Below are 23,304 nucleotides of genomic sequence, written 5' to 3' on the forward strand. Positions count from 1 at the left end.
AATTAGAGAAGACGCACGACATCCGGGGTCGCACCAGCCCAGCGCACGGGGGAGACCTGTACGTTCTGGCCAGACTGCGGGGCTTCAATCATTTGGTCATTGCCCAAGTAGATCGCAACATGCTGACTACCGCCGGCGCCGTAGAAGATGAGGTCGCCGCGCTGTAAGTTGTCGCGCGAAACCTTGTTGCCCATTTGGTACTGCGCACCGGTGTAGTGCGGAAGGTCCAGGCCTGCTGCGGCGAACGCGTACTTAGTCAATCCAGAGCAATCAAAACCGCTCCGGCCGTAATCACCAAAGCTATCGGCAACGCCGCCGTCCCGGAGGCCGCCAGTTGGGCCATTGTTGTCGCCGCCGCCCCACACGTATGGGGTTCCGATGACAGATTCTGCGCGAGCAATTACCGCCTCAATCTGGCTGCTATTGCCCGGAGCAGAGTTGGATGGCGCTCCTGACCCCTGACCGGTAGCGGAAGGATCGGTGCTTGCCGATGGCGCCGTATTCGGGCTGCCAATCCCCAACAGGTCTGAAGAGCCCTCCAACAGCCCCCGTACATCATCTTCGTCGACGGCTGCGGCGAGCTCGCCTGCAATGTCCACTACGTCCGATGCCGATGAACCAGTGCCGTAGTCGACCGTGTTAAAGGACGGCGTGGCTCCCTGATTAAGTGCGGTGCCGAACTCCACCTTCGGGGCAGCTGCGTCCTTCTGCCCCTCGACGACGGCGTCATCATTTGTCGCCTCAGGGAGTGTAGCTTCATCCGGAATAATCTCGTCGGTAAAGTTTTGAGCCTTGTCTTCATTCAAGTCTTGGGGCTTGACGGGATCATCGGCAAGAGCATCCGCTCCTACCTTAAAGTCAAGGTTTTTATCTTGATTTTGCACCTTTGGAAGGTCACCCTGCTGGGACACTTCCGCCGTCTCCTGCTGGTGGGCAAAAGAGGCCTCAGCGAAGCTGCGGGTGGCGCTCATCTGAGCCTCTCGTTGGGCCAAATTGCGGCGATGTTCGACCATTGCCGATTCGGCCGCGCGCTTATCGGCATAAGCTTGGTCAAGCTCTGTTGCATCGTCCGCAACCTCAGGGTCGGCCGAAAGCTGGGAGATGCGCTCCGTCGCGGCCGCCGCTTGCTCCTCCGCCTGGTCGAGCAGCTGCCGCAGATGATCTACTTCCCGCTGCTGAGCATCAGCGTTGGTTACAGCACGGGCGATCGAGTCATCGGCATCGGCGCTCGGACCATCTGCAACCGTACCGACTTGGGTAGGATCGGGGTGCTCATCTGCTCCCGCGGGAGCGATGGACGTCAGGGGCGATAGCGCTGCGGCACCTACGACTGCAGCGATAGTTGCGCGAACATGTCGGATGCGCGGTAGACGAATGGTGGCCACTGGAATTCTCCTTGTTTGGACCACCTTCCAATTAAGAAAGGGACTCACTGCTCCGCACTTAGGCACAGGAATGCCCGAGACACTTAAAGCTTGCGCATTTCCGCACAGCAGCAAGCTCAGAGTCTTCATTGCGATATTCGGAATCCGATAGCTACACACCCAAAAGCTTATGGGTATGGGTTATCGCCCTGGCAGCCCGCGGCCCCAGGATGTATACGGCACATGAGCCCGAAAATTGAAGAGACTTCACCTAGGGAGTGCGCACATCTATGAAAGCTCTATGTGCTGAAGCTTAACTCAGTAACTCCACGACTCAATGCCCATCAATCGCTGCTATTTCCCCATACCAGCGACATATATGGTGCAATTTCTCCACGTGTACTACGCGGTTTACTGTGAGTGTGAGCGCTCTAGCGCTGCAGGGAGCATCTTCTTCTCCCATCGCGTTGCCAATTTAAGATTGGCACATCTTCATAAAGCTTCACTTGTGGTGCGCGGTTCTTACGGGTAACTGGTTGAATCCAGTCCCCTTGCACGCTGCGCTTGGCACAGTGAGAACTGCCCTATGATCCTTGGCGCAACTCGCCGCGGCGCAGTGGAGGTACAGCTTCACGATGGGACCGTAGATCCCGGTTGCCTGAAATCATCCCTGCGAGGGCAAGCGGCCACAAACCATGAACAGGCCACACAATGCTGGCCCTAGTGTGATCCCGGTTCCCTCATTCTCTCATTCTGCACGTACCCGACTGCGCTCCTCGGCGAACCTTGTGCCTGGATCCCCGCTTCACTGGGAATCCAATATTGAAGGGCTCGACCAAGAACCACACCCGCATACCCACACGATGGAGCTCTAGCGAACTCGTCTCACCACTTTTAAGGAAGGTGGGTTGATGTTTATTTTTCGAACATTGACATCGCTCAAGTGAAAAGTTTTTCTACTCTCCCGTTCGAGAGATCCCTCGTGGTTCATTGACTCCCAAGTACCGCCAATTCCTCGATTCCCGCGAGGCGTGCTTCCCCACATACCCGTGTGAATCTTCAATTGACCGTCAAGGCTAAGCCCATGAACTCAAGAAGATATTCATGTCCCTTGAGTCGACACTCGAACCATACGTCACGACACGCCCTTTTCGCACACATTCCACTTAATTATGGGGAGTCAAGTTAAACCACATGACACAACAGGCGTACCTAACCTGCAATAATTTTGTTACCATCCCGTTATTGTGATGTTCATCACTTTGGTTTTTATATTTTCAAGGTCCTTGCGCTCTGAATCGCAACCAAACCGGGGCCGTTTCACTGCCACGGAACCACTCCCCCGGCGCAAGTCAACCACTAAGCCTTTACTTTGGCCCCTCCCCCACTTCCCTGACACTTTTAGGCAATGAGAGTTTTCTTCATTCGCAGCGACCCGGAGTCACCCAAAGGGCACCCGTAAAGGGCCGATGGATCACGCCAATGCCTAAACACCATTTTCCATAAATCTCAGGGCGGGCACCGCGAGTTCCTTCAGTGCGATGCCCCACGACGCTCATGCGGCCGCAAAATTTAGCCCGCTTCAACGGATGGTTTTTGGGGCGTTCCGAGCACTAAAAGAGAAAATTTTCTTCTACTTTTTCGAACAAACATAGCTAGAAGTTGGATACGCTTGGACTCCTTGATACATCCGCTTTCCCCGGATCGCGGCCTCCTGAATGGCCGCTACTTATCCCCGAATTTCGCGATAACGGGAGGCGCGCCAATAACTCAAGCCGCCGAAAAGTAGGGCGAGTATGGCGACGACGGCGACGATCGCGAGCATCGGAAAGTTGCTTTGCTCAAGCCCCGCATAGTACTGCTGCACAAGATCGACTTGGTTAAGTCCCGGCTTCAATTGCGCTTGGGTGGATTCAACATCCGCACGGCTATAGTTCTCGCTAACCGAAGAGACATGGCGCGGGGTCTGCACGATGACGGTGTGCAGATCGGTAGCATCATGGAGCTCTTGTGCAATGTCCCGCGCGTCAGCGGACTTGGAGACAAAGACATCGACCACGGCGAGCCCGTCGCCTTCACGCAGTTGCTCGGCGACGTGTGCATTCAGCTGAGCATCCGATTCCAGGGAGGGTGCGGAATAAGCTACGCCATCCTGCTTGAGCTGCTGAGCCAGCTGCGGGACGTCCACTTCACCCGGAACCATTCAACCCTCTTCCCTCTTCTTCTCTACTACGGAGGCTCGTGCACCCGAAATCGGGGGTCATGCACTGCGCTTATCCCGTAGTCCTTCTGCATTAAAGATAATGGTTACCGCCGCCGCCCACACAGTAAACGCGCCGAGTGCGACCAAAAGCTTTAAACAGAACGCTTGTCCCGTTACAATTGAAGCAACGGAAGGTTTTTACCTCTACAATAAATAGGTGAACCATCGCGTTCTTTGCCGCCTTTGGCACTGCGGGCCCCATGGCTTCGTCTCGACTACTATGTGGTCGCGCACCTTTTGCTTATCCCGCAACCCCAGTAGGCGGCGAGTACAAAACAGAACAGACTGTTTATCAACAAGGAATGGAGCTCCCTGTGACTGAAAGCTTGAACTCCTTCGACGCCAAGAAGACCCTTGATGTCAACGGTAAGTCTTACGACTACTTTGACATCAACACGGTTCCTGGCATGGAGAAGTTGCCGTACTCCCTCAAGGTGCTGGCAGAAAACCTGCTGCGCAATGAGGACGGCAAGAATGTAAACGAGGACCACATCAAGGCCCTCGCCAATTGGGATCCAAAGTCCGAGCCGGATACTGAAATCCAGTTCACCCCAGCCCGCGTCCTCATGCAGGACTTCACCGGTGTTCCCTGTGTCGTCGACCTCGCAACCATGCGTGAGGCCGTTTCCGCTCTTGGCGGTACGCCAGACCAGGTTAACCCGCTGAACCCGGCCGAGATGGTTATTGACCACTCCGTCATCGTCGAGGCTTTTGGTTCCACCGACGCTCTTGAGAAGAACGTTGAAATCGAGTACCAGCGCAACGAAGAGCGCTACCAGTTCCTGCGTTGGGGTGCTGAGAACTTCTCCAACTTCCGCGTTGTTCCTCCGGGCACCGGTATTGTCCACCAGGTCAACATCGAGTACCTGTCCCGCGTTGTCTTCGACAACGAGGGCCTTGCATACCCTGATACCTGTATCGGTACCGACTCCCACACCACCATGGAAAACGGCCTGGGCATCTTGGGCTGGGGCGTTGGCGGCATCGAGGCAGAGGCTGCCATGCTCGGCCAGCCGGTATCGATGCTCATCCCGAAGGTAGTGGGCTTCAAGCTCACCGGCGAAATCCCGACCGGCGTTACCGCAACTGACGTCGTCTTGACCATTACGGAGATGCTGCGTGAGCACGGCGTTGTCCAGAAGTTCGTAGAGTTCTACGGCAACGGCGTTAAGTCCGTCCCGCTGGCTAACCGCGCCACCATCGGCAATATGTCGCCAGAGTTCGGTTCCACCGCGGCCATCTTCCCCATCGACGAAGAAACCACCAAGTACCTCGAGCTCACCGGTCGTCCGCAAGAGCAGATCGACCGCGTGGAGCAGTACGCCAAGGCCCAGGGCATGTGGCTGGCAGAGGACACCCCGGAGCCGGAGTACTCCGAGTACATCGAACTCGATCTGTCCACCGTTGAGCCATCCATCGCCGGCCCGAAGCGCCCGCAGGACCGCATCCTCCTTTCGGAGGCCAAGGAACAGTTCCGTAAGGATCTGTCCAACTACACCACCGACGAGGTATGCGTGGATGACTCCTCCGTTGAGGCAAAGCGCATGTCCGCTGAGGGCGGCGCGCCTGGCGATGAGGACGTCACCGGTGGCTTGAACAAGTCGCGCGAGGGCCACGGCGAGTCCGCCGCCGTTGGCGCTAAGGGACGTCACTCCAACCCGATCACCGTTGAACCTGATAACGGTGGCGAGTACACCCTTGACCACGGCATGGTGGCAATTGCCTCCATCACCTCTTGCACCAACACCTCCAACCCATCCGTCATGGTGGGTGCAGGTTTGATTGCACGTAAGGCCGCCGAAAAGGGCCTGCGCTCCAAGCCATGGGTTAAGACCATTTGTGCACCTGGTTCCCAGGTTGTCGATGGCTACTTCCAGCGCGCAGACCTCTGGAAGGACCTCGAGGCCATGGGCTTCTACCTATCCGGCTTCGGCTGCACCACCTGTATTGGTAACTCCGGCCCACTGCCAGAGGAAGTCTCTGCAGCCATCAACGAGAACGACTTGGCAGCTACCGCAGTTCTGTCCGGTAACCGCAACTTCGAGGGCCGTATCTCCCCGGACGTCAAGATGAATTACTTGGCATCCCCAATCATGGTCATCGCCTACGCTATTGCCGGCACCATGGACTTCGACTTCGACAACCAGCCGCTGGGTCAGGACGAAGACGGCAACGATGTCTTCTTGAAGGACATCTGGCCTACCCCACAGGAGATCGAGGACACCATCCAGTCCGCTATCTCCCGCGAGATGTACGAGGCTGACTACGCCGACGTCTTCAAGGGTGACGACGCATGGCGCAACCTGGATGTCCCAGAGGGCGAGACCTTCGAGTGGGATGAGGACTCCACCTACATCCGCAAGGCTCCGTACTTCGAGGGCATGCCGACCGAACCGGACCCAGTTGAGGACATCAAGGGCGCTCGCGTTCTTGCGAAGCTGGGCGATTCCGTCACCACCGACCACATCTCCCCTGCTTCTGCCATCAAGCCGGGCACCCCGGCCGCGCAGTACCTGGATGAGAACGGCGTTTCCCGCTCTGACTACAACTCCTTGGGTTCCCGCCGCGGTAACCACGAGGTCATGATGCGCGGTACCTTCGCCAACATCCGCTTGGCCAACCAGCTGGTGGATGAGACCGGTGGTTACACCCGCGACTTCACCCAAGAGGGCGCACCGCAGGCATACATCTACGATGCATGCGAGAACTACAAGGAAGCCGGCATCCCACTGGTCGTTATTGCTGGTAAGGAATACGGCACCGGTTCTTCCCGTGACTGGGCTGCAAAGGGCACCAACCTTCTGGGCGTAAAGGCAGTCATCACCGAGTCCTTCGAGCGCATCCACCGCTCGAACCTCATCGGTATGGGCGTTATCCCACTGCAGTTCCCTGACGGCGAGTCCCACGAGTCCCTGGGGCTGGACGGTACGGAGACCTTCGACATCGAAGGCATCACCGAGTTCAACGACGGTTCCATCCCGAAGACCGTTCACGTCACCGCTACCAAGCAAGACTCTGATGACACCGTCGAGTTCGACGCTAACGTACGTATCGACACCCCGGGTGAGGCAGAGTACTTCCGCCACGGCGGTATCCTGCAGTACGTGCTGCGCCAGATGGTGACGAACTAAGCCACTTAATGCGACGGAAAAGTACTAAGCTTTTTGGGCTTAGTGCTCGTCGCTGAGCTTGAAGACGCGGGGTCGCACCGCTCTCTCCCGTAGAGGGCTCTGCGGCCCCGCGTTTCTTTATTGTCGTACTATGTTCGTTTCAGAACATACTTAACTTGAAGTATTAATTATTCCTAAAAGGAGACGACCTCACTATGCCAATCGTGAGTGAATCTGAGTTAAATCGGCGGCGGCACGAAATTCTCGTTGGGGCGCGACGTTGCTTTGCCGAGCATGGCTATGAGGGTGCGACGGTTCGCCTCTTAGAACAAGCCACCGGGAAATCACGTGGCGCCATTTTTCACCACTTTGGGGACAAGGAATCTCTATTTCTTTCCTTAGCCCGCGAAGATGCCGCGCGCCAGGCGGAAGTAGTGGCTAATAATGGCCTCGTCGAAGTCATGCGTGAAATGTTGCGTCACCCAGAACGCCACGATTGGCTTGCCACGCGTCTAGAGATCACTTCTCTATTGCGCACGGACCCATCATTTGCTGCGCGCTGGAAAGAGCACCAGTCCATTCGTGACGAGGCTATCCGCGCCCGCCTCGCCTCCAACGCAGAGCAAGGCCGCCTGCGAGACGACGTCGATATAGATACCCTGGTGTGCTATTTGGAAACCTTCATGGATGGGTTTATTAATAGGCTCGCCTTGGGAGATACGGATAGCCTGGAGCGCGTCCTCGATCTGGTAGAGCAATCGATCCGGAGTTCTAGTTCGCCTCAGCGCTAACCGCGCACCAGCCTTCGCCTTTCTGATTTCTTAGCAGGAGGCGAAGGCAGCGACTCAACGCCGCCACGCTTAGTTGGTGTCTTCTTGGATGCCGTCAGTGCTGGACAGTTCCACTTCTTGGATACTGACATACTGCGCGATCTCTTCGACGAACCCTGGATCGTGGCACGTAAGGATTATTGCCGTTCCTGATTCCAGCGTCCTATGAATCAGTTGATGCATCAGCGCTCGATCCGTTAGCGAAAGCAAGCTATCCGGCTCATCCATGAGCACGATGGCGTGGCCCATCCCCACCACATGTGCAGTTTGGGCCAGCCTGAGCCGGGAAGCGGGCAGATCCAATGGGTGCTCATCGGCATCAAGTTCCAGCAGCTCCCGTAACACGGTATCGGGAACAAAATCCCCCAAAGTGGAATATATTACCTGGTCATAAGGAGATTGGAGGACCAATCCCCGGGGCTCAGCTGGGCGCTGTGCCCCATCAAGGCCGGCGGCGGAGCGCAGAAGCGATGTCTTTCCAGTGCCGTTTGCCCCGCGCAACCAGGTCACACTGCCGCTGCGGATGGGAATGGTCACTGGCCCGACGCTAAAGGTAGTGCCGGAAGGCTTCGCCGACTGCCACCACCGCTTCTTTTCTTGTCCGCGGCGCGCCGTAAGCGGGCCGAGATTTTCCCGCGGTCCATGGGACGAAATCGCTTCCAAGCTAAGTGGGACCGGTTGCGGGATCTCTCCTACAACGTGACCGCCCAATTCGGGCCAATGCATCGATGACACAGCAAGAACGCAGGTATTGCGCAGCGAATGCAATAGCTTCACCATCATCGCCAGCGATGTGGGGTCAAGACCCGCGCTCGGCTCGCAAATAATAAGGACCTCGGGTTCGCGAATCGCCACACACGCAGCTGCGAGCCTCCGGGTCTGACCACCAGAGAGCTGGGTGGGGTTCTTCTCCGCGTAATCGCTCAGGCCCACAGCCGCGAGCATTTCCTCTCCCCGCACCTGCATGCGCGCTGGGTCCTCACCTTGGTTTTCTAGGCCTAGGACTACTTCTTCGATACAGGTATCGCGCAAATAGCTCATCTGGGCGGACGAGTCTGTACCGATGATGGCGGACGTCGAGAATTTTTCTCCTAGCTTTTGCGCTACGTTTTCCGCGATCGCATCCGAAGGAACAAGTACTTGAACGACGGTTCCTTTACTCGGCTGAATATCGTCTATATCCATACAAAGACCATGACTCCTATGGTTCCTAAGGGAACGATGCAGCGCAGCACGCGGGACACGGCAGAATCCGGTACCGGCCGCAAAAGGGTCCTAGTTCCCTCTTCATCAAAGCCCGCGGCGGCTAGGGCGTGGCCGCGCTCGGTGCCTTGAATCAATAGGCGCGAAATCACCGGGATGACCACCCGAGAAATAGTATTGCGCCACGTCACTTTGATTCCGGCCAGCTGGTTAGCATCGCGGACGGTCCGCCATGCCTGCGCGCCTTGAGGCAAAGATTGCAGTGAAGCACCAACGATGTAGGCAATTTTGTGCCCCGCGCGCGAGACTTGTAGCCATTTCGCAATATCGGAAATTCGCAGCACGGACATCGCCACGATGAAGCACACCATTAATGCGAAAAAGCGCAGGGCTAGTGTGGCTGCAATGAGCAGGCCATCGCTTGTGACTAGCGGAATCAGTTGGTTATCACCATAGGGGGCGTGGATCACTAACATCGATAGGACCACTGGGACACAGAGCGCCCCGGATGCCAAGACGATCGCGATGGATCTCGTGGCCCACACGCCATAGGCAAGCATCGCACTTGCCACGAGCGCGGAGACTAGTGGGCTATTGAGCCCAAGGATAAGTATCCAGCCGCACGCAGCAATGGTGAGGACCGTCGACGGGTGAAGGCGATACATTAGCGAGGCTGCAAGGATTCCCGGGTTCGCTTGGGCAAGGATTTCACGGCAGCCCACACGATGAGGAATACAACGACCTTATCCAGTGGGTCAGAGATGAGGGACTGCATGGTGACGGATGCAATCAAAGAGTTGCCCAGTTCGCGGAAGAGGGACGTGAGCGCGCCGGTACCGACACCAGCCGTACCGCCGTAGACGAAGGCGGCTACGGGTGCGGCGAGCATGCCGCAGATGATGCCGATAATCGCGCCGCTGACGATGACCTTCCAGATCTTGGTGAACGCGCCCTTTTGAATGGCCCAGCCAGAAAGGAATCCGGTCGCAGCGGAAACGGCAGCGAATGGGAGCGCCATCGGGTTGAGCAATCCCCAGACCACCGATGACAACGTACCGGTAGCGAGCCCGGCGATGGGGCCCGCGAGGGCCGCTACCAAGATGGTTCCTACGGAGTCGATATACAGCGGAATGCCGCTCGATCCGATGATTTGGCCCACTACGATATTAAGAACCAAGGCGATGGGAATAATGGCGATGGTACGAGCCGGGAGGGACGGCACGGTGCCGGCAAGCAAAAGAGCCGCACCAATGAGGTAGCCGGCCAAGGTGATCAAGGCTTCGGCGGAGCCCGCTACGGACTCCCAATCGGTCGGGCGAAAAAGCACCAAGTAGATCCACGTGGCGACGACTAGCGCGGCGCCCGCGATGACCATCCCCCGGCGAGCAGGGGTAAGAGAAAGCTGAGGCATAGAGGTATTCCTAATCCATCAATGTGTAAAGGAGAATGGGGGCACACTGCTCTTTTGGTCCCAGCCTATGTCACCTCAGCGTAGGAAAATGTGGCGTATGCGCTGCGGATTAGGGTAAAAGATTTATTCGCCTTGAGCAACACGCGCGCCCAAGCTGCGCAGCGCCCTGTCGAATTCGCGGTGGGAGGCTGGAATGTCTGCGCTGGTCACCAACGAGGCATTAGCCGGCCGATCCCAGTGATTGCGGAGGTCTGCGACGCTGGTCCCGCGCATCAGCGCAGAGTCCGCTTCCACGTCAATAGTCGTTTCTACCGCCTCGAACGATACCTTCTTTAGGGCGATGATGCAGGTCAGAAGGTCATGGATCTGGGCTTGGTAGCCTTCTTCTTGCGCTTGATGGAACTCGAAGTAGAACCGCAGTATCTCCGGCAGTTTATCAGCCATTGGGTGGGTGCCGAGCAGCCCCACAATTTCTGCTAACCGTTCTGGGGTGATGAGAAGTTGCTCGGTAACCTCGAGCGAGCAGAGAGTACTGGGTGGTGCCGCTGAGGCTCGAAAATGGTTAGCTGCTGCGCGCGGATCTACCCAGAAATTCCATTCCGCGGTCGGCGTCGTATTGCCGCGGTAATTAACGGCACCGCCCATGATGGTAATCGAGCCGCACCGCGCAACGGCATCGCCATGCGCCCGCTCGAAGTCCGCCAAATTAGTTACCGGGCCGGTAATGATGAGGTGCAGACCTGGGTTGCGGGCAATTGCGGTCGACCACAACTCCTGCCAGTGAATATCGCCGAAATCGTGGTCGGGCGCGGAAAGATAGCCCAAGCCGGACTTCCCGTGGGTTTCAGGTGTCGTGATCAGCTCGACCTCGAGCGGATCCGGCCGCCCTGGGGCGACGGGGACTTCCGGTAATCCACAAAGATCCAAAATCCACCGTGCATTGGCGGCAGTCTGCTGGACCTCGACGTTTCCAGCAGTCGTGCTCACGCCCACCAATTCGATCTCGCCTGCGTGATGCAGCCCCGCCAAATACATTAGGGCGAGGCAGTCATCAATCCCTGGATCGCAGTCGAGCAATACGGTTGGGCGCGAGAGACTCATAGATAGCCTGGCTGACTATTACTTAATGGAGCTTACTGGCTTGTCGCCGTCGACGAATACGACTGGAGACGTTGGAAGCTCTTCGCGACCCAGTACCTCCACGATGACGTCTGCCACTAGGTCACGAGACGAGGTCTGGCCCTCCTGCAGCATCTTGTCCTCAGCGAATTCCAGCCCCTGCGCAGGCTCTTCCGTCAGGCCAGCGGGCTTCAGGATGATGTGCGGAATGGAGCTGTCTGCCAAGCGGTTGTCTACTTCCTTCTTGGACTCCACGTAGGCGTACCACTTCTCATCGGCTGGGTCCGTCGTCGCAACCTGAGAGCCGACATAAGAAATCATGACGAATTGCGGGACATCCTTGCCCAGCTTTTCTAGGGCCTCAATGGCGGCCAAGGCACCGTCGCGGTCAACCGCCCACGTCAGCTCTGCACCGCCACGGCCACCATTTCCGGCACCCCACACAACCGCGTCATAATCTGCGAAAAGCTCGGCCCACTGATCAACGGACTGCTCAGTAATATCTGCAATAACCGGCGTAGCGTTGGCCTGCTCGATATCGGCCTTCTGTTCTGGGTTACGGATAAGCGAGTGAACCTCGTGGCCCGCAGCCGCTAATTTTGGAGCCGCCAGCAGTCCTACCTTGCCGTGTCCGCCAATGTACAAAATCTTTTTCTTAGTATCAGTCATAGCGCCCATCGTAACAGCGCATTTTTTATGCTGCAGCGACGCTTCCGCAGCTAAGTCACTACATGCCGCGACCGCGGTGCGAGCGTTACACACCGAACCAGATAGAATACTGACTATGTATGCCATTATGACCGTTACCGGTGCCGATAGCACCGGAATCATTGCAGCAGTAACCACGACCCTTGCTGATCTCAGCATCAACGTCGTTGACGTCTCGCAGACCTTGATGGGTGACTACTTCACCATGATCCTCCGCGTCGAATTCGACTCGGATGCCGTGTCCATCCAGACCATTAAGGAGCGGATGCGCCCGGTTGCGGAGGAAAAGCAGCAATCCATCCGCATTCAGTCCGAAGACCTCTTTACCGCCATGAACGAGATTTAACATGAGCACGCGTTTTAATACCACCAATATCTTGGACACCATCGAGATGATCGAAAATTATCGTCTCGATATCCGTACCGTGACGATGGGCATTTCCCTGCTGGGATGCACGCGCTCGACCATGGAAGCTACCTGCCAGGCCATCTATGACCGCGTAACGCAACAAGCAGGCCACTTGGTTGAGGTATGTGAGGGCATCGAAGGTGAGCTCGGCATCCCGATCGTCAACAAGCGCATCTCCGTCACCCCAATTTCCCTCGTCGTCGCAGGCTTGGATGGCAACCCGGTCGACGCCGCACGGGCGCTGGACAAGGCCGCCAAGGAAGTAGGCGTTAACTTCGTCGGCGGCTACTCCGCCCTGGTAGAAAAGGGTGCGACGAGCGCAGAGCAAAAGCTCATTTCCTCCATCCCCGAAGCCTTGGCCGAGACGGACGTAGTGTGCTCCTCGATCAATATCGCCAGCTCTCGCGCCGGCATCAACATGGATGCGACGAAGCAGATGGGCGAGGTCATCAAGGAAGCCGCTGAGCTGACCAAGGATAATTCCGCGATTGCCTGCGCCAAGCTCGTCGTCTTTGCCAACTCCGTGGGCGATAATCCGTTTATGGCCGGCGCCTTCCACGGCATCGAGGAGCCTGACTGCGTCGTCTCCGTTGGCGTCTCCGGCCCCGGCGTGGTGGACCGCGCCCTCGGCTCCTTGGAAGGCGCAAGCCTGGATCAGGTGGCTGAGGAAGTAAAGAAGGCGGCCTTCAAGATCACCCGCGCCGGGCAGCTCGTGGGCAATATGGCCTCCGAGCGCCTCGGCGTTCCCTTCGGCATCATTGACCTCTCCTTGGCCCCCACGGCAGAACTCGGCGACTCCGTGGCACATATCCTCGAGCACATGGGCCTCGATCAGGTGGGCACGCACGGCACGACGGCGGCATTGGCGCTGCTTAACGATGCCGTCAAGAAGGGCGGCATGATGGCATGCTCGCGCGTGGGCGGATTGTCCGGTTCCTTCATTCCGGTCTCTGAGGACAGGGGCATGATCGATGCCGTAAAGTCCGGCTCCATTTCAATGGACAAGTTGGAGGCCATGACCTCCATCTGCTCGGTCGGCTTTGACATGATTGCACTGCCTGGCGATACCTCTGCGGCCACGATTTCCGGCATGATTGCGGATGAAGCCGCGATCGGCGTGATGAATCATAAGACCACCGCCGTGCGCGTCATTCCGGTACCTGGCGCCAAGGTGGGCGACGAGGTCAGCTTCGGTGGGCTTTTGGGCTATGCACCGATCATCCCGGTCAATCAGGTGGGCAATTCGCAGTTCATCAACCGCGGTGGCTTTATCCCCGCACCGGTGCACGGATTCCGCAACTAGGCGCGGAGTAATCCACACCTAGGGGGAGAAGCGCGCCTAGGACAAGCGCGCAAAGCTCCCCTTAGGACTCGGAGTCTTCATTCTCCTCGCCCGGCTTTTCGGATTCTTCCCACCGGGCGAGGTTTGCTTTGAAGTGCTGAAACGAATCTTCTAACTGGCGCAACTCCACCTCGCCGCCGACCTGGCGGCCCGCATCGGAGTAGATGGCCTCCGCCGCTTCATCTAGGACATTGCGGCGTTCCACGGTCCGCAGCAGCGCGACCACCTTGGCCAGGTTATTCAACAGGCTCAGATAGATCTCGGCGTTATCGGCCGCATCGCGGCGGATTTGGGTGAACATCGCCTCAATGATCTGTTCGTAGCTAAAGGTTTGATAGTCCAAGCGGAACTCGCCATCGATATGCATAATCCCCTGCGGCAAGCGCTTGTCCCCAATGACCACCAAGATTTGCGTGAAGCGGTCAATGATGTCGATGACCGTATAAGGATCATTGACGCCGGTACTGAGAGCGCGAGCAGCAATCTCTGCGAGGTGCCGGGCAGTAAACCGAGGGTCGTGCGCAGAGGCATCCTCGCGGTGCTGCGTGACCACGATGTGCTTTTCAATGTTTTCCGGCATGTGCGGCACGCCGTGGGCAATGACCTCGCCTTCTAGCACGAGATCGCCCGGGGCAACACCCAGGTGAACCGCGCACTCTTCTTCGGCGGCCGCTTGGGCAATGGACTCGTAGTCCACGAACTTCAGGTACCCCGTTTGGGAGCTGCGGGTTGCATCGGCGGATTCATAGAAATCCGAACCTGGTGCCTTGGCAACCTTTTCTTCTTCGCCGCGCTCAATGAGGCGCCGCATGTGCTCTTCCACATCCTGGGCCACCACGTGCACTACATGAGACATGCTAATGGACTGCGCGATGTGGACGATGAAATAAATCAAAAAGACCACGCATATAAGCGCCAAGGCGATGTCGACAGCGACATTGAGCGAGGGAACGTGTTCTTGCTTGCCCTCGCCGCCGGCGCGCACGGCACGCAGAGAGAGCAGCGAGTAGGTAAAAGTCGCCAGGTAGATCCCCAGCGTGGACTGGATGGAACGGTCCTTTAAAAACTCGTGCAATAGGCGCGGGCCCATCACCGTCACCACGCCGGAAAGCGCGGTCAGGGTGATAAAGAACAGGGTGCCGGCCAGAGACAGCGTGGCGGTTGCTACGGCGGTGAGCAGGCCCTGGGCACTTTCCGCACTACCGTCGTAGAGTCGAGAGAACGCCAGATCGAAGTTGCGGTCGAGCGCCAACATGCCTTCGGCCGCCACGACGGCTACCGCTACCGCTACGGCGGGAATGACCCAAAACTTATCCCGCCAGGCGGGCATCCTCTCGATCAGCGTCTTCATCAGGCTTAAGCCAGCTCGACGATTTCCATGTACTCATCGGACCACAGGTCTTCATCGCCATCCGGCATGATGATCACCCGCTCAGGGTCGAGCGCCTTCACTGCGCCCGGATCGTGGGTTACCAAGACGACGGCACCCGTGTACGTATTGAGCGCGTCGAGCACCTGCTCGCGAGAGATAGGGTCGAGGTTATTGGTCGGCTCATCGAGAAGCAGCACGTTCGCGCGGCTGGAGACCAACGTAGCCAGCGACAGGCGGGTTTTCTCACCGCCGGACAGCGTTCCGGCGGGCTGTTGCAGTTTATCGCCGGAAAACATGAACGCTCCCAGCAGCCCACGCAGCTCTTGCTGGTCCGCATCGGGGCAGGCCTCGATGGTGTTTTCCCATACGCTCTTATCCGGGTGGATATTGTCGTGCTCCTGCGCAAAGTAGCCAATGCGCAAACCATGGCCACTGACGATGCCACCCTCGCCATCGGTGCGCTCCTCCCCCGCCAGGAGCTTGAGCAAAGTGGTCTTACCGGCACCGTTATACCCCAGGACAACGACGCGGGAGCCCTTATCAATGGCCAGGTCCACGCCCGCGAACACCTCCAACGAACCGTACATCTTGGTCAAGCCTTTGGCGTTCATGGGCGTCTTGCCGCACGGGGCGGGCTCGGGGAATTTAATATTGGCTACCTTATCCGCAACGCGCACCTCATCGAGGTCATTCATCATGCGCTCGGCGCGGTTTAGCATCTGCTTCGCCGCTGCGGCCTTGGTGGCCTTGGCACCCAATTTCGCGGCCTGTTTTTGCAGCGCGGAGGCCTTCTTTTCCGCATTCGCGCGCTCGCGGCGCCGGCGGGCCTCATCGGTAGCACGGGCATCGAGGTATTTCTTATAGCCCATGTTGTAGACATCCGCCTCGCCGCGCACCGCGTCGAGGAACCAGACCTTATTGCACACGGCCTCGAGCAACTCGACATCGTGGGAAATCATGACCAGTCCGCCCTCGTGCTTGGACAGGAACTGGCGGAGCCAAACGATGGAATCCGCATCTAGGTGGTTAGTGGGCTCATCCAGGAGCAACGTGGTCTGGGATTTACCCGAGCCTTCGCTGGCTGCAAAAAGGATCTGCGCCAGCTCCACGCGGCGGCGTTGGCCACCCGATAGCGTCTTGAGCTTTTGATCTAAAACGCGCTGAGGCAGGCCCAAGTTATCGCAGATTTGAGCGCACTCGGAATCGGCCTCATAGCCGCCCAAGGAATCGAATTGTTCCTCCAAGCGGGAGTATTTACGGATGGCCTTATCGCGGAATTTCTCATCCGTGGCCGTTTCCATCAGCTCTTGCTGCTTGGCCATGCGCCGTTTAATATCATCCAGCCCGCGGGCAGAAAGCACGCGCTCGCGCGCGGTTTGTTCGATATTGCCTTCGCGCGAATCCTGCGGAAGGTAGCCAATCGGACCCGAGCGAGACACCGTGCCGCCATAGGGCTCGGTCTCGCCGGCCAAGATGCGCATGGTCGTGGTCTTTCCCGCACCATTGCGGCCCACTAGCCCGATGCGGTCGCCGGGCTGGACGCGGAGGTGCTGTCCGGGGGCATCGAGAAGCGTGCGGGCGCCTACGCGTACCTCAAAATCATTGGTCACAATCACGACAAGCCAGTCTAGCAATCAAAGCCCAAGGCACTAATTCACGCAAAAAAGCGGCGGTAATACTACCGCCGCTTTCCCACTATTCCGTGGTGATTAAACCGCAAAGCCCAGAGCTTGGAGCTGCTCGCGGCCTTCTTCGGAAATCATGTGTGGGCCCCAAGGCGGCATCCACACCCAGTTGATACGCACGCCATCGGCAAGCTTCTTGCCGGTAACGATGTCCTCAACCTGTTCCGCAATGACGTCGGTCAAAGGGCAGGCCGGCGAGGTAAGCGTCATGTTGATCATGGCTAGCTCTTTGCCGTCCTCTTCTTCCAGCCACAGGTCATAGACCAAGCCCAAGTCAACGACGTTGATGCCGAGCTCCGGGTCGATGACATCGCGCATGAACTCGGTGATGTCAAAGGCCTTCGACAGCTGTTCTTCCGTCTGCTCTGGCCGCTCACTGCCTGCGCTGAAGGACGAATTCTCGTTCTGGTAAGGATCTACGGGATCGGTCATTTACTTCTCCACTTCATTGAGCGCATCTGCGGTGGCGGCCTGAAAAGCCTTCCACCCTAGCAGCGCGCATTTAACTCGTGCCGGGTATTGGGAAACGCCCGCGAAAGCAACACCATCGCCGATGATGTCCTCATCGCCATCGTCCTGGCCACGCGAGGTGACCATCTTTTCAAACTCGGCAAGCTTTTTATTGGCCTCTTCCAAAGACAGGCCGACGATCTCTTCCGCCATGACGGACGTCGATGCCTGCGAGATGGAACAACCTTCGGCGTCGTAGGACACATCTTCAACGGTCTTGCCGTCCGCGGAAAGGTTGACGCGCAACGTGAGCTCATCGCCGCACGAGGGGTTCACGTGGTGAACCTCTGCTTGGAACGGCTCGCGCAACCCCGCGTGTTGCGGGTTTTTATAGTGATCCAAGATCACGTCTTGGTACATCGAATCTAGATTCATTAGGCAACTCCAAAGAAATCGCGGGCGGCCTTAATGGCTTCTACCAGCTTATCTACTTCGGCTTCCGTGTTGTACAGGTAAAAGCTAGCGCGTGCGGTAGATTGCGCACCGCAGGCGCGGTGCAGCGGCCACGCGCAGTGGTGGCCAACGCGAATGGATACGCCTTGGTCATCTAGAACCTGACCCAGATCGTGCGGATGCACGCCTTCCACGGTAAAGGAGATGGCCGCGCCGCGGTTCTCAGCCGTTTCTGGGCCGATAATGCGCAGCCCCGGAATCTCACGAAGCTGTTCCAAGGCATAGGCGGTGAGCTTCTGCTCGTGGGCATGGATATTATCCATCCCCACCTCCTCGAGGAACTTCACCGCGGCGCCGAGGCCGACGACCTGGCTGGTCATCTGGGTTCCCGCTTCAAAGCGCGTGGGCGGTTCCGCGAAGGTGGTTCCTTCCATCTTCACTACCTCGATCATGGAGCCACCCGTGAGGAACGGGGGAAGCTTGCGCAGCAATTCGTCCTTGCCGTAAAGCACTCCCACGCCATTGGGACCACACATCTTGTGGCCCGAGAATGCGGCAAAATCCACATCCAAGGCGTGGAAATCCACCGGCATGTGCGGGACGGACTGGCAGGCATCGAGCACCACCATGGCGCCGACCTCGCGAGCACGGCGCACCATTTCCTCGACATCGGAAACCGCGCCAGTCACATTGGACTGATGAGTAAACGCAACAACCTTGACGGATTCATCGAGCTCGAGCGAATCCAAGTCGATGCGGCCATCGTCAGTCAACGAGTACCACTTCAAGGTGGCACCGGTGCGCTCACAGAGCTCCTGCCACGGCACGAGATTGGCATGGTGCTCAAGCTCCGTGATGACGACGGTATCGCCCTCTCCCACGTACAGCTCGCCCGCGCGCTCATCGGAAAGCGTATAGGCAACCTCATTGAGCGCCTCGGTGGCGTTTTTGGCAAAGGCAATCTCATCGCGGTCCGCGCCAACGAAGGCCGCGATGGCCTGACGGGCCGACTCATAGGCGTTATCCGCCTCCTCGGCCAGCTGATACGAGCCGCGGTGGACGGGGGCGTTGGTATGGAGAACGAACTCCTCCTCTGCCTTCCACACCGGCAGTGGGCGCTGGGAGGTAGCCCCCGAATCCAGGTACACCAGCGGTTTATCGCCGCGCACGGTGCGCTGCAGGATCGGGAACTGCTCCCTAATTGCGTTTACATCAAATCCAGACATAAAACTTCTTCGATTCATCGAGGATGAACCAGCACTGGGCTGGTCTTTACTGCAGGAACTGGTCGTAGCCGTCAGACTCAAGCTGGTCTGCCAACTCGGCCCCGCCGGTCTTCACAACCTGGCCGTTAGCGAATACGTGCACGAAATCAGGCTGCACGTAGTTCAGGATGCGCTTGTAGTGGGTAATCATCAAGATGCCGCCATTGGTGTCATCCTGGTAGCGGTTGATGCCATCAGAGACGATGCGCAGCGCGTCAACGTCCAAGCCGGAGTCGGTCTCATCCATGACCGCGAACTTGGGCTTTAGGATGTCCAGCTGCATGACCTCGTGGCGCTTCTTCTCGCCACCGGAAAAGCCCTCGTTGACGGAGCGGGAGATGAAGGACTTATCAATCTTCAGGTTCTCGCGAGCCTCAGTAAGTTCCTTATTCCACTCGCGCAGCTTGGGGGCCTCGCCGCGGATGGAGGTCACGGCGGAGCGCATGAACTGCGATACCTTTACGCCCGGCACCTCGGTTGGGTACTGCATGGCCAAAAATAGGCCGGCGCGAGCGCGCTCGTCGACGGGCATGTCGAGGAGGTTTTCGCCATCGAGAAGCACCTCGCCCTCGGTGACCTCGTACTTCGGGTGACCAGCAATGGTGTAGGACAAGGTGGACTTGCCGGAGCCGTTCGGCCCCATGATGGCGTGGATCTCGCCGGAGTTAATGGTGAGGTTGACGCCCTTGAGGATTTCCTTGGGCTCGCCGTTTTCTTCGTTCGGCAGAACCTGGGCGTGGAGATTCTTAATTTCCAGAGTAGACATAGTGTGTGGGTTTCCTTCTGTAAGTGCGTTAAGCGGAGATCTTTTCCAGTTCTTCGGAAATGCGGTTTTCCAGTTCCTCGGACAGGGATTGCACCGGGATGCGGTGGATGACCTCATTGAAGAAGCCACGAATGATGAGGCGACGAGCCTCTGCCTCCGGAATGCCGCGCGACATCAGGTAGAACAGCTCGATATCGTCAAAGCGTCCAACCGTTGCGGCGTGGCCGGCGCCGGTGATTTCACCGGTCTCAATCTCCAGGTTCGGGATAGCGTCAGCGCGCGCACCGTCCGTAAGGATGAGGTTATTATTCGTCTCATAAGTATCGGTGCCCTGTGCGTTGGAGCGGATAAGCACGTCTCCTACCCAGCAGGTACGAGCTTCGTTCTTCTTCTCACCCTGCAATGCGCCCTTGTACAGGACATTGGACCGGCAATTCGGAACCGAGTGATCCACGAGCATGCGGTTTTCGAAGTACTGACCAGAATCGGCGAAGTACACACCCAGCAACTCGGCGTCGCCGCCGGGAGCGGTGAAGTTCACGCGCGGGACAATGCGCACGACCTCGCCGCCGAAGATGGCGGAGTTATGGCGCAGCACGGCATCGCGTCCCACCTGTGCTACCTGGTTAGACAGGTGCACCGCGTCGTTTTCCCAGTCGACATCCACGATGACGGTCAGGTGCGCGCCATCGCCGAGGATGAACTCCACGTTATCCGCGTGGGTGCCGGAACCAACGTACTTCAGCACAACGGTGGCTTCTGCATGGTGGCCAACTTCGATGGAAGTGGCACCGAATGAGGTCACGTCGTCGCCCTTGCCCGTATAGGTAATGGTGATGGGATCTTCCACCTGCACCTCAGGGTCAACGGTTACCACTTGACCCTCCGGCATGGAGGTCCATGCCTGGGCAGCCACGCGGTCAGAAGGCTTGCCCACGCGGCCAAGGCGCTCATCGTCGCGGCTTACAGTCTCCGCAGAAACGCCTGGATGCTCGCTTACCTTGACGTCCTGGGCAACCGCTTGAGCAAATTCCCCGTTGTGCAGGCCCCGCAGCTTGCGCAGGGAAACAAAGCGCCAGACCTCATCGCGGCCGTGCGGTACCGGGAAATCCTCCACGTTGGTAGAGGTAAAGACGTCACCCTTGGTGATCTTATCCGGATTGAATTCGTTCGAAGCGACCATTTCTTTAGCCGACCGATCCTTCCATTTGCAGTTCGATGAGGCGGTTGAGCTCGAGGGCGTACTCCATCGGCAGCTCCTTAGCAATCGGCTCAACGAAGCCACGCACGATCATTGCCATTGCTTCTTCTTCCGCAATGCCGCGGGACATGAGGTAGAACAGCTGCTCTTCAGAAACCTGTGAAACGGTTGCCTCGTGGCCCAACGTGACATACTCGTTGCGGATGTCGTTATACGGGTATGTGTCCGAACGCGAGATATTGTCCACGAGCAGGGCGTCGCATTCCACGTTGGACGTGGAGTGGTGCGCATTCTGGTTAACCTGCACCAAGCCGCGGTAAGCAGCGCGGCCGCCGGCGCGGGCAACGGACTTGGAGACGATATTGGAGGAGGTGTAGGGCGCCATGTGCGTCATCTTCGCACCGGTGTCCTGGAACTGTCCCTCGCCAGCGAAGGCGACGGAAAGTACCTCACCCTTAGCGTGCGGTCCGGTCATCCACACGGCCGGGTACTTCATGGTGACCTTGGAGCCGATGTTGCCATCGACCCATTCCATGGTGCCGCCTTCTTCCACCTTGGTGCGCTTGGTCACCAGGTTGTAGACGTTGCTGGACCAGTTCTGAATCGTCGTATAGCGGCAGCGGCCGCCCTTCTTCACGATGATCTCCACCACCGCGGAGTGCAGGGAATCAGACTTGTAGATGGGCGCGGTGCAGCCTTCCACGTAGTGAACGTAGGCATCCTCATCCACGATGATGAGGGTGCGCTCGAACTGGCCCATGTTCTCGGTATTAATACGGAAGTAGGCCTGCAGCGGGATGTCAACGTGCACGCCCTTCGGCACGTAAATGAAGGAGCCGCCGGACCACACTGCGGAGTTGAGCGCGGAGAACTTATTGTCACCGGCAGGAATAACGGTGCCGAAGTGTTCCTTAAAAAGCTCCGGGTAATCGCGCAGCGCGGTATCAGTATCGACGAAGATAACGCCCTGGCTTTCCAGGTCCTCGCGAATCTGGTGGTAGACAACCTCAGACTCGTACTGTGCGGCCACGCCGGCAACCAAGCGCTGCTTTTCCGCCTCAGGGATGCCCAGCTTATCGTAGGTGGCCTTAATATCATCCGGGAGGTCGTCCCAGGTCTGCGCCTGCTCTTCGGTGGACTTGACGTAGTACTTGATCTGGTCAAAGTCGATGCCGGAGAGATCCGCTCCCCAAGAGGGAATAGGCTTCTTATCAAAGATATTCAGAGCCTTGAGACGCTGGTTCAGCATCCACTCGGGCTCGCCCTTCTTTGCGGAAATATCGCGGACAACGTCCTCGTTCAGGCCACGGGCGGCAGAAGCGCCGGCCGAGTCAGAGTCGTGCCAGCCGTACTCATACGCACCAATAGAATCGATGATCTCATCATCGGTCATCTTATTGTCAGGTGCCGATTGTGCCTGGGTCATGACTCGCTCCTTTCAGTATTAGTTTTGACAGGTGTCAAGGGGATATTCGTGGTACAAATTCCGTGGCCATCTGCGATAGACGCCAAAGGTTGTACGTGTTTGCCTAAGAGGGCGGAAAAGACTTCCTGCTCTGCCTCGCACAGTTCGGGATGCTCCGCCGCCACATGGGCAACCGGGCAGTGGTGTTGGCAGATTTGCACTCCCTGGCCAGCGCGGTCCACGGTTGCGGCGTACCCGTGCTGATCCAGGGTTTCAGCCAGTTTGCGCGCTACTTCCTCAACCGATTCTTCCGCGTCCACGAAGGGACGCACATCGGCGATGATGCGCTCAAACCGAGCCTTAGCGAAGTTCTTTACAGCCTCTGAACCGCCCGCAGAGCGCAGCGCGGTCAACGCTTCAGAAGCTAATTCATCATAGGCGTGGCCAAATTGCGCACGCCCACGATCCGTCAGGCGGAAGTGCTTTGCCGGTCGCCCACGACCCGCTCCGGAATGCATCCGCGAACGAGAAACTGGACGGCGCTCGACAACTTCCGTTAGTTCTTCTTCCACCAGAATGTCTAAATGCCGGCGGATCCCGGCGGTCGAAAGACCAAGGCGCTCACCCAGGTAAGAGGCGGTTACAGGGCCATCTTTAAGCAATAGCAGCAGTACCTGGCGGCGGGTATCACCATCCGTGGACCGCGATTCTTTAACCGCCACATGCGCCGCTGCCGCGCGCTGTGAGTTACCCATGCCCTAAAACCTCCCTTCCTTAGGTCAGTTGCCTGCAGCCACCGCGCTCCGTCGCGCCGAAATTGCCGTCGCTACGCAAGCGCCATAACTGCGCTTTCATCATTAGACAACACTAGTGTTCCTTAATTCATTCCGGAATGCCACCATTGCAGTTACCGGGCGTGGCGGCGGGGGGGAATTTCCCACCCCGCGG

The 23,304-nt window shown here is 57.9% G+C and carries 20 protein-coding genes; 4 read left to right on the plus strand and 16 right to left on the minus strand.

Annotated features, from left to right (window positions below; genetic code table 11):
- Positions 1-2: 2 nt before the first annotated feature.
- Together ABRP84_RS06380 and ABRP84_RS06385 are read right to left on the minus strand one after the other, a co-directional pair.
- Positions 3-1,385 (minus strand): NlpC/P60 family protein, encoded by a 1,383-nt coding sequence (locus tag ABRP84_RS06380; RefSeq protein ID WP_349853070.1) that lies wholly within the window; start codon positions 1,383-1,385, stop codon positions 3-5.
- 1,708 nt (positions 1,386-3,093) lie between these two features.
- Positions 3,094-3,567 (minus strand): Rv1476 family membrane protein, encoded by a 474-nt coding sequence (locus tag ABRP84_RS06385; protein WP_349853071.1) that lies wholly within the window; start codon positions 3,565-3,567, stop codon positions 3,094-3,096.
- Between the two features lie 374 nt (positions 3,568-3,941).
- Between ABRP84_RS06385 and can the strand changes: the two genes are divergently transcribed.
- Both can and ABRP84_RS06395 read left to right on the plus strand, forming a co-directional pair.
- Positions 3,942-6,758, plus strand: a complete 2,817-nt coding sequence (can, locus tag ABRP84_RS06390) for an aconitate hydratase (protein WP_023022392.1) — start codon at positions 3,942-3,944, stop codon at positions 6,756-6,758.
- A gap of 194 nt (positions 6,759-6,952) precedes the next feature.
- Positions 6,953-7,528: a TetR/AcrR family transcriptional regulator gene (locus ABRP84_RS06395; protein ID WP_349853072.1), complete on the plus strand. Its 576-nt coding sequence runs from the start codon at positions 6,953-6,955 to the stop codon at positions 7,526-7,528.
- 69 nt (positions 7,529-7,597) lie between these two features.
- Here ABRP84_RS06395 and ABRP84_RS06400 read toward each other — a convergent pair whose 3' ends face one another.
- The 5 genes from ABRP84_RS06400 to ABRP84_RS06420 all read right to left on the minus strand — a co-directional run bounded on the left by ABRP84_RS06400 (position 7,598) and on the right by ABRP84_RS06420 (position 11,969).
- Positions 7,598-8,752, minus strand: coding sequence for an ATP-binding cassette domain-containing protein (locus ABRP84_RS06400; RefSeq protein WP_349853073.1), 1,155 nt, complete (start codon positions 8,750-8,752; stop codon positions 7,598-7,600).
- Positions 8,743-9,435, minus strand: a complete 693-nt coding sequence (locus tag ABRP84_RS06405; protein ID WP_023022398.1) for an energy-coupling factor transporter transmembrane component T family protein — start codon at positions 9,433-9,435, stop codon at positions 8,743-8,745. The genes ABRP84_RS06400 and ABRP84_RS06405 overlap by 10 nt, the downstream gene beginning before the upstream one ends.
- Positions 9,435-10,181 (minus strand): ECF transporter S component, encoded by a 747-nt coding sequence (locus ABRP84_RS06410; RefSeq protein WP_023022400.1) that lies wholly within the window; start codon positions 10,179-10,181, stop codon positions 9,435-9,437. The genes ABRP84_RS06405 and ABRP84_RS06410 overlap by 1 nt, the downstream gene beginning before the upstream one ends.
- Before the next feature lie 123 nt (positions 10,182-10,304).
- Positions 10,305-11,282: a nucleoside hydrolase gene (locus tag ABRP84_RS06415; protein WP_349853074.1), complete on the minus strand. Its 978-nt coding sequence runs from the start codon at positions 11,280-11,282 to the stop codon at positions 10,305-10,307.
- Between the two features lie 18 nt (positions 11,283-11,300).
- Positions 11,301-11,969, minus strand: a complete 669-nt coding sequence (locus tag ABRP84_RS06420) for an NAD(P)H-binding protein (protein WP_023022405.1) — start codon at positions 11,967-11,969, stop codon at positions 11,301-11,303.
- A gap of 115 nt (positions 11,970-12,084) precedes the next feature.
- Between ABRP84_RS06420 and ABRP84_RS06425 the strand changes: the two genes are divergently transcribed.
- Together ABRP84_RS06425 and ABRP84_RS06430 are read left to right on the plus strand one after the other, a co-directional pair.
- Positions 12,085-12,354, plus strand: a complete 270-nt coding sequence (locus ABRP84_RS06425) for an ACT domain-containing protein (protein WP_349853075.1) — start codon at positions 12,085-12,087, stop codon at positions 12,352-12,354.
- Position 12,355: 1 nt separating this feature from the next.
- Positions 12,356-13,720 (plus strand): PFL family protein, encoded by a 1,365-nt coding sequence (locus tag ABRP84_RS06430; RefSeq protein WP_349853076.1) that lies wholly within the window; start codon positions 12,356-12,358, stop codon positions 13,718-13,720.
- A gap of 61 nt (positions 13,721-13,781) precedes the next feature.
- Here the strand turns inward: ABRP84_RS06430 and ABRP84_RS06435 are convergent, their stop codons facing one another.
- The 9 genes from ABRP84_RS06435 to ABRP84_RS06475 all read right to left on the minus strand — a co-directional run bounded on the left by ABRP84_RS06435 (position 13,782) and on the right by ABRP84_RS06475 (position 23,111).
- Positions 13,782-15,110: a DUF2254 domain-containing protein gene (locus ABRP84_RS06435; protein WP_005279149.1), complete on the minus strand. Its 1,329-nt coding sequence runs from the start codon at positions 15,108-15,110 to the stop codon at positions 13,782-13,784.
- A 5-nt stretch (positions 15,111-15,115) separates the two neighbouring features.
- Positions 15,116-16,747 carry an ABC-F family ATP-binding cassette domain-containing protein gene (locus ABRP84_RS06440; RefSeq protein ID WP_023030716.1) on the minus strand — a complete coding sequence of 544 codons (1,632 nt, stop codon included), beginning with the start codon at positions 16,745-16,747 and terminating at the stop codon, positions 15,116-15,118.
- 93 nt (positions 16,748-16,840) lie between these two features.
- On the minus strand, positions 16,841-17,248 hold the full coding sequence (locus ABRP84_RS06445; RefSeq protein WP_349853077.1) for a metal-sulfur cluster assembly factor: 408 nt from the start codon (positions 17,246-17,248) through the stop codon (positions 16,841-16,843).
- Positions 17,249-17,701 carry a Fe-S cluster assembly sulfur transfer protein SufU gene (gene sufU, locus ABRP84_RS06450; protein WP_284631548.1) on the minus strand — a complete coding sequence of 151 codons (453 nt, stop codon included), beginning with the start codon at positions 17,699-17,701 and terminating at the stop codon, positions 17,249-17,251.
- The gene (locus ABRP84_RS06455) at positions 17,701-18,945 is read right to left on the minus strand and encodes a cysteine desulfurase (protein ID WP_126319072.1); all 1,245 of its coding nucleotides are present in this window, start codon (positions 18,943-18,945) and stop codon (positions 17,701-17,703) included. The genes sufU and ABRP84_RS06455 overlap by 1 nt, the downstream gene beginning before the upstream one ends.
- Before the next feature lie 46 nt (positions 18,946-18,991).
- Positions 18,992-19,750 carry a Fe-S cluster assembly ATPase SufC gene (gene sufC, locus ABRP84_RS06460; protein ID WP_005279139.1) on the minus strand — a complete coding sequence of 253 codons (759 nt, stop codon included), beginning with the start codon at positions 19,748-19,750 and terminating at the stop codon, positions 18,992-18,994.
- Positions 19,751-19,778: 28 nt separating this feature from the next.
- The gene (gene sufD / locus ABRP84_RS06465; RefSeq protein ID WP_349853078.1) at positions 19,779-20,933 is read right to left on the minus strand and encodes a Fe-S cluster assembly protein SufD; all 1,155 of its coding nucleotides are present in this window, start codon (positions 20,931-20,933) and stop codon (positions 19,779-19,781) included.
- 4 nt (positions 20,934-20,937) lie between these two features.
- Positions 20,938-22,377, minus strand: coding sequence for a Fe-S cluster assembly protein SufB (gene sufB, locus ABRP84_RS06470; protein ID WP_005283048.1), 1,440 nt, complete (start codon positions 22,375-22,377; stop codon positions 20,938-20,940).
- Positions 22,374-23,111 carry a helix-turn-helix transcriptional regulator gene (locus ABRP84_RS06475; protein ID WP_349853079.1) on the minus strand — a complete coding sequence of 246 codons (738 nt, stop codon included), beginning with the start codon at positions 23,109-23,111 and terminating at the stop codon, positions 22,374-22,376. Before ABRP84_RS06475 ends, sufB begins: the two co-directional genes overlap by 4 nt.
- Positions 23,112-23,304 lie beyond the last annotated feature (193 nt).

Source organism: Corynebacterium sp. KPL2861, from assembly GCF_040225475.1.
Taxonomy (GTDB): Bacteria; Actinomycetota; Actinomycetes; order Mycobacteriales; family Mycobacteriaceae; genus Corynebacterium.

Excerpts from the sequence above, each read along its gene's own strand:
- sufD (WP_349853078.1), bottom strand. The coding sequence starts at position 20,933 with ATGGTCGCTTCGAACGAATTCAATCCGGATAAGATCACCAAGGGTGAC.
- ABRP84_RS06445 (WP_349853077.1), bottom strand. The coding sequence starts at position 17,248 with ATGACCGATCCCGTAGATCCTTACCAGAACGAGAATTCGTCCTTCAGC.
- ABRP84_RS06410 (WP_023022400.1), bottom strand. The coding sequence starts at position 10,181 with ATGCCTCAGCTTTCTCTTACCCCTGCTCGCCGGGGGATGGTCATCGCG.
- ABRP84_RS06415 (WP_349853074.1), bottom strand. The coding sequence starts at position 11,282 with ATGAGTCTCTCGCGCCCAACCGTATTGCTCGACTGCGATCCAGGGATT.
- ABRP84_RS06425 (WP_349853075.1), top strand. The coding sequence starts at position 12,085 with ATGTATGCCATTATGACCGTTACCGGTGCCGATAGCACCGGAATCATT.
- ABRP84_RS06400 (WP_349853073.1), bottom strand. The coding sequence starts at position 8,752 with ATGGATATAGACGATATTCAGCCGAGTAAAGGAACCGTCGTTCAAGTA.
- sufU (WP_284631548.1), bottom strand. The coding sequence starts at position 17,701 with ATGAATCTAGATTCGATGTACCAAGACGTGATCTTGGATCACTATAAA.
- ABRP84_RS06395 (WP_349853072.1), top strand. The coding sequence starts at position 6,953 with ATGCCAATCGTGAGTGAATCTGAGTTAAATCGGCGGCGGCACGAAATT.
- ABRP84_RS06420 (WP_023022405.1), bottom strand. The coding sequence starts at position 11,969 with ATGACTGATACTAAGAAAAAGATTTTGTACATTGGCGGACACGGCAAG.
- ABRP84_RS06385 (WP_349853071.1), bottom strand. The coding sequence starts at position 3,567 with ATGGTTCCGGGTGAAGTGGACGTCCCGCAGCTGGCTCAGCAGCTCAAG.
- ABRP84_RS06405 (WP_023022398.1), bottom strand. The coding sequence starts at position 9,435 with ATGTATCGCCTTCACCCGTCGACGGTCCTCACCATTGCTGCGTGCGGC.
- ABRP84_RS06430 (WP_349853076.1), top strand. The coding sequence starts at position 12,356 with ATGAGCACGCGTTTTAATACCACCAATATCTTGGACACCATCGAGATG.
- ABRP84_RS06455 (WP_126319072.1), bottom strand. The coding sequence starts at position 18,945 with ATGTCTGGATTTGATGTAAACGCAATTAGGGAGCAGTTCCCGATCCTG.
- sufC (WP_005279139.1), bottom strand. The coding sequence starts at position 19,750 with ATGTCTACTCTGGAAATTAAGAATCTCCACGCCCAGGTTCTGCCGAAC.
- sufB (WP_005283048.1), bottom strand. The coding sequence starts at position 22,377 with ATGACCCAGGCACAATCGGCACCTGACAATAAGATGACCGATGATGAG.
- ABRP84_RS06475 (WP_349853079.1), bottom strand. The coding sequence starts at position 23,111 with ATGGGTAACTCACAGCGCGCGGCAGCGGCGCATGTGGCGGTTAAAGAA.
- ABRP84_RS06435 (WP_005279149.1), bottom strand. The coding sequence starts at position 15,110 with ATGAAGACGCTGATCGAGAGGATGCCCGCCTGGCGGGATAAGTTTTGG.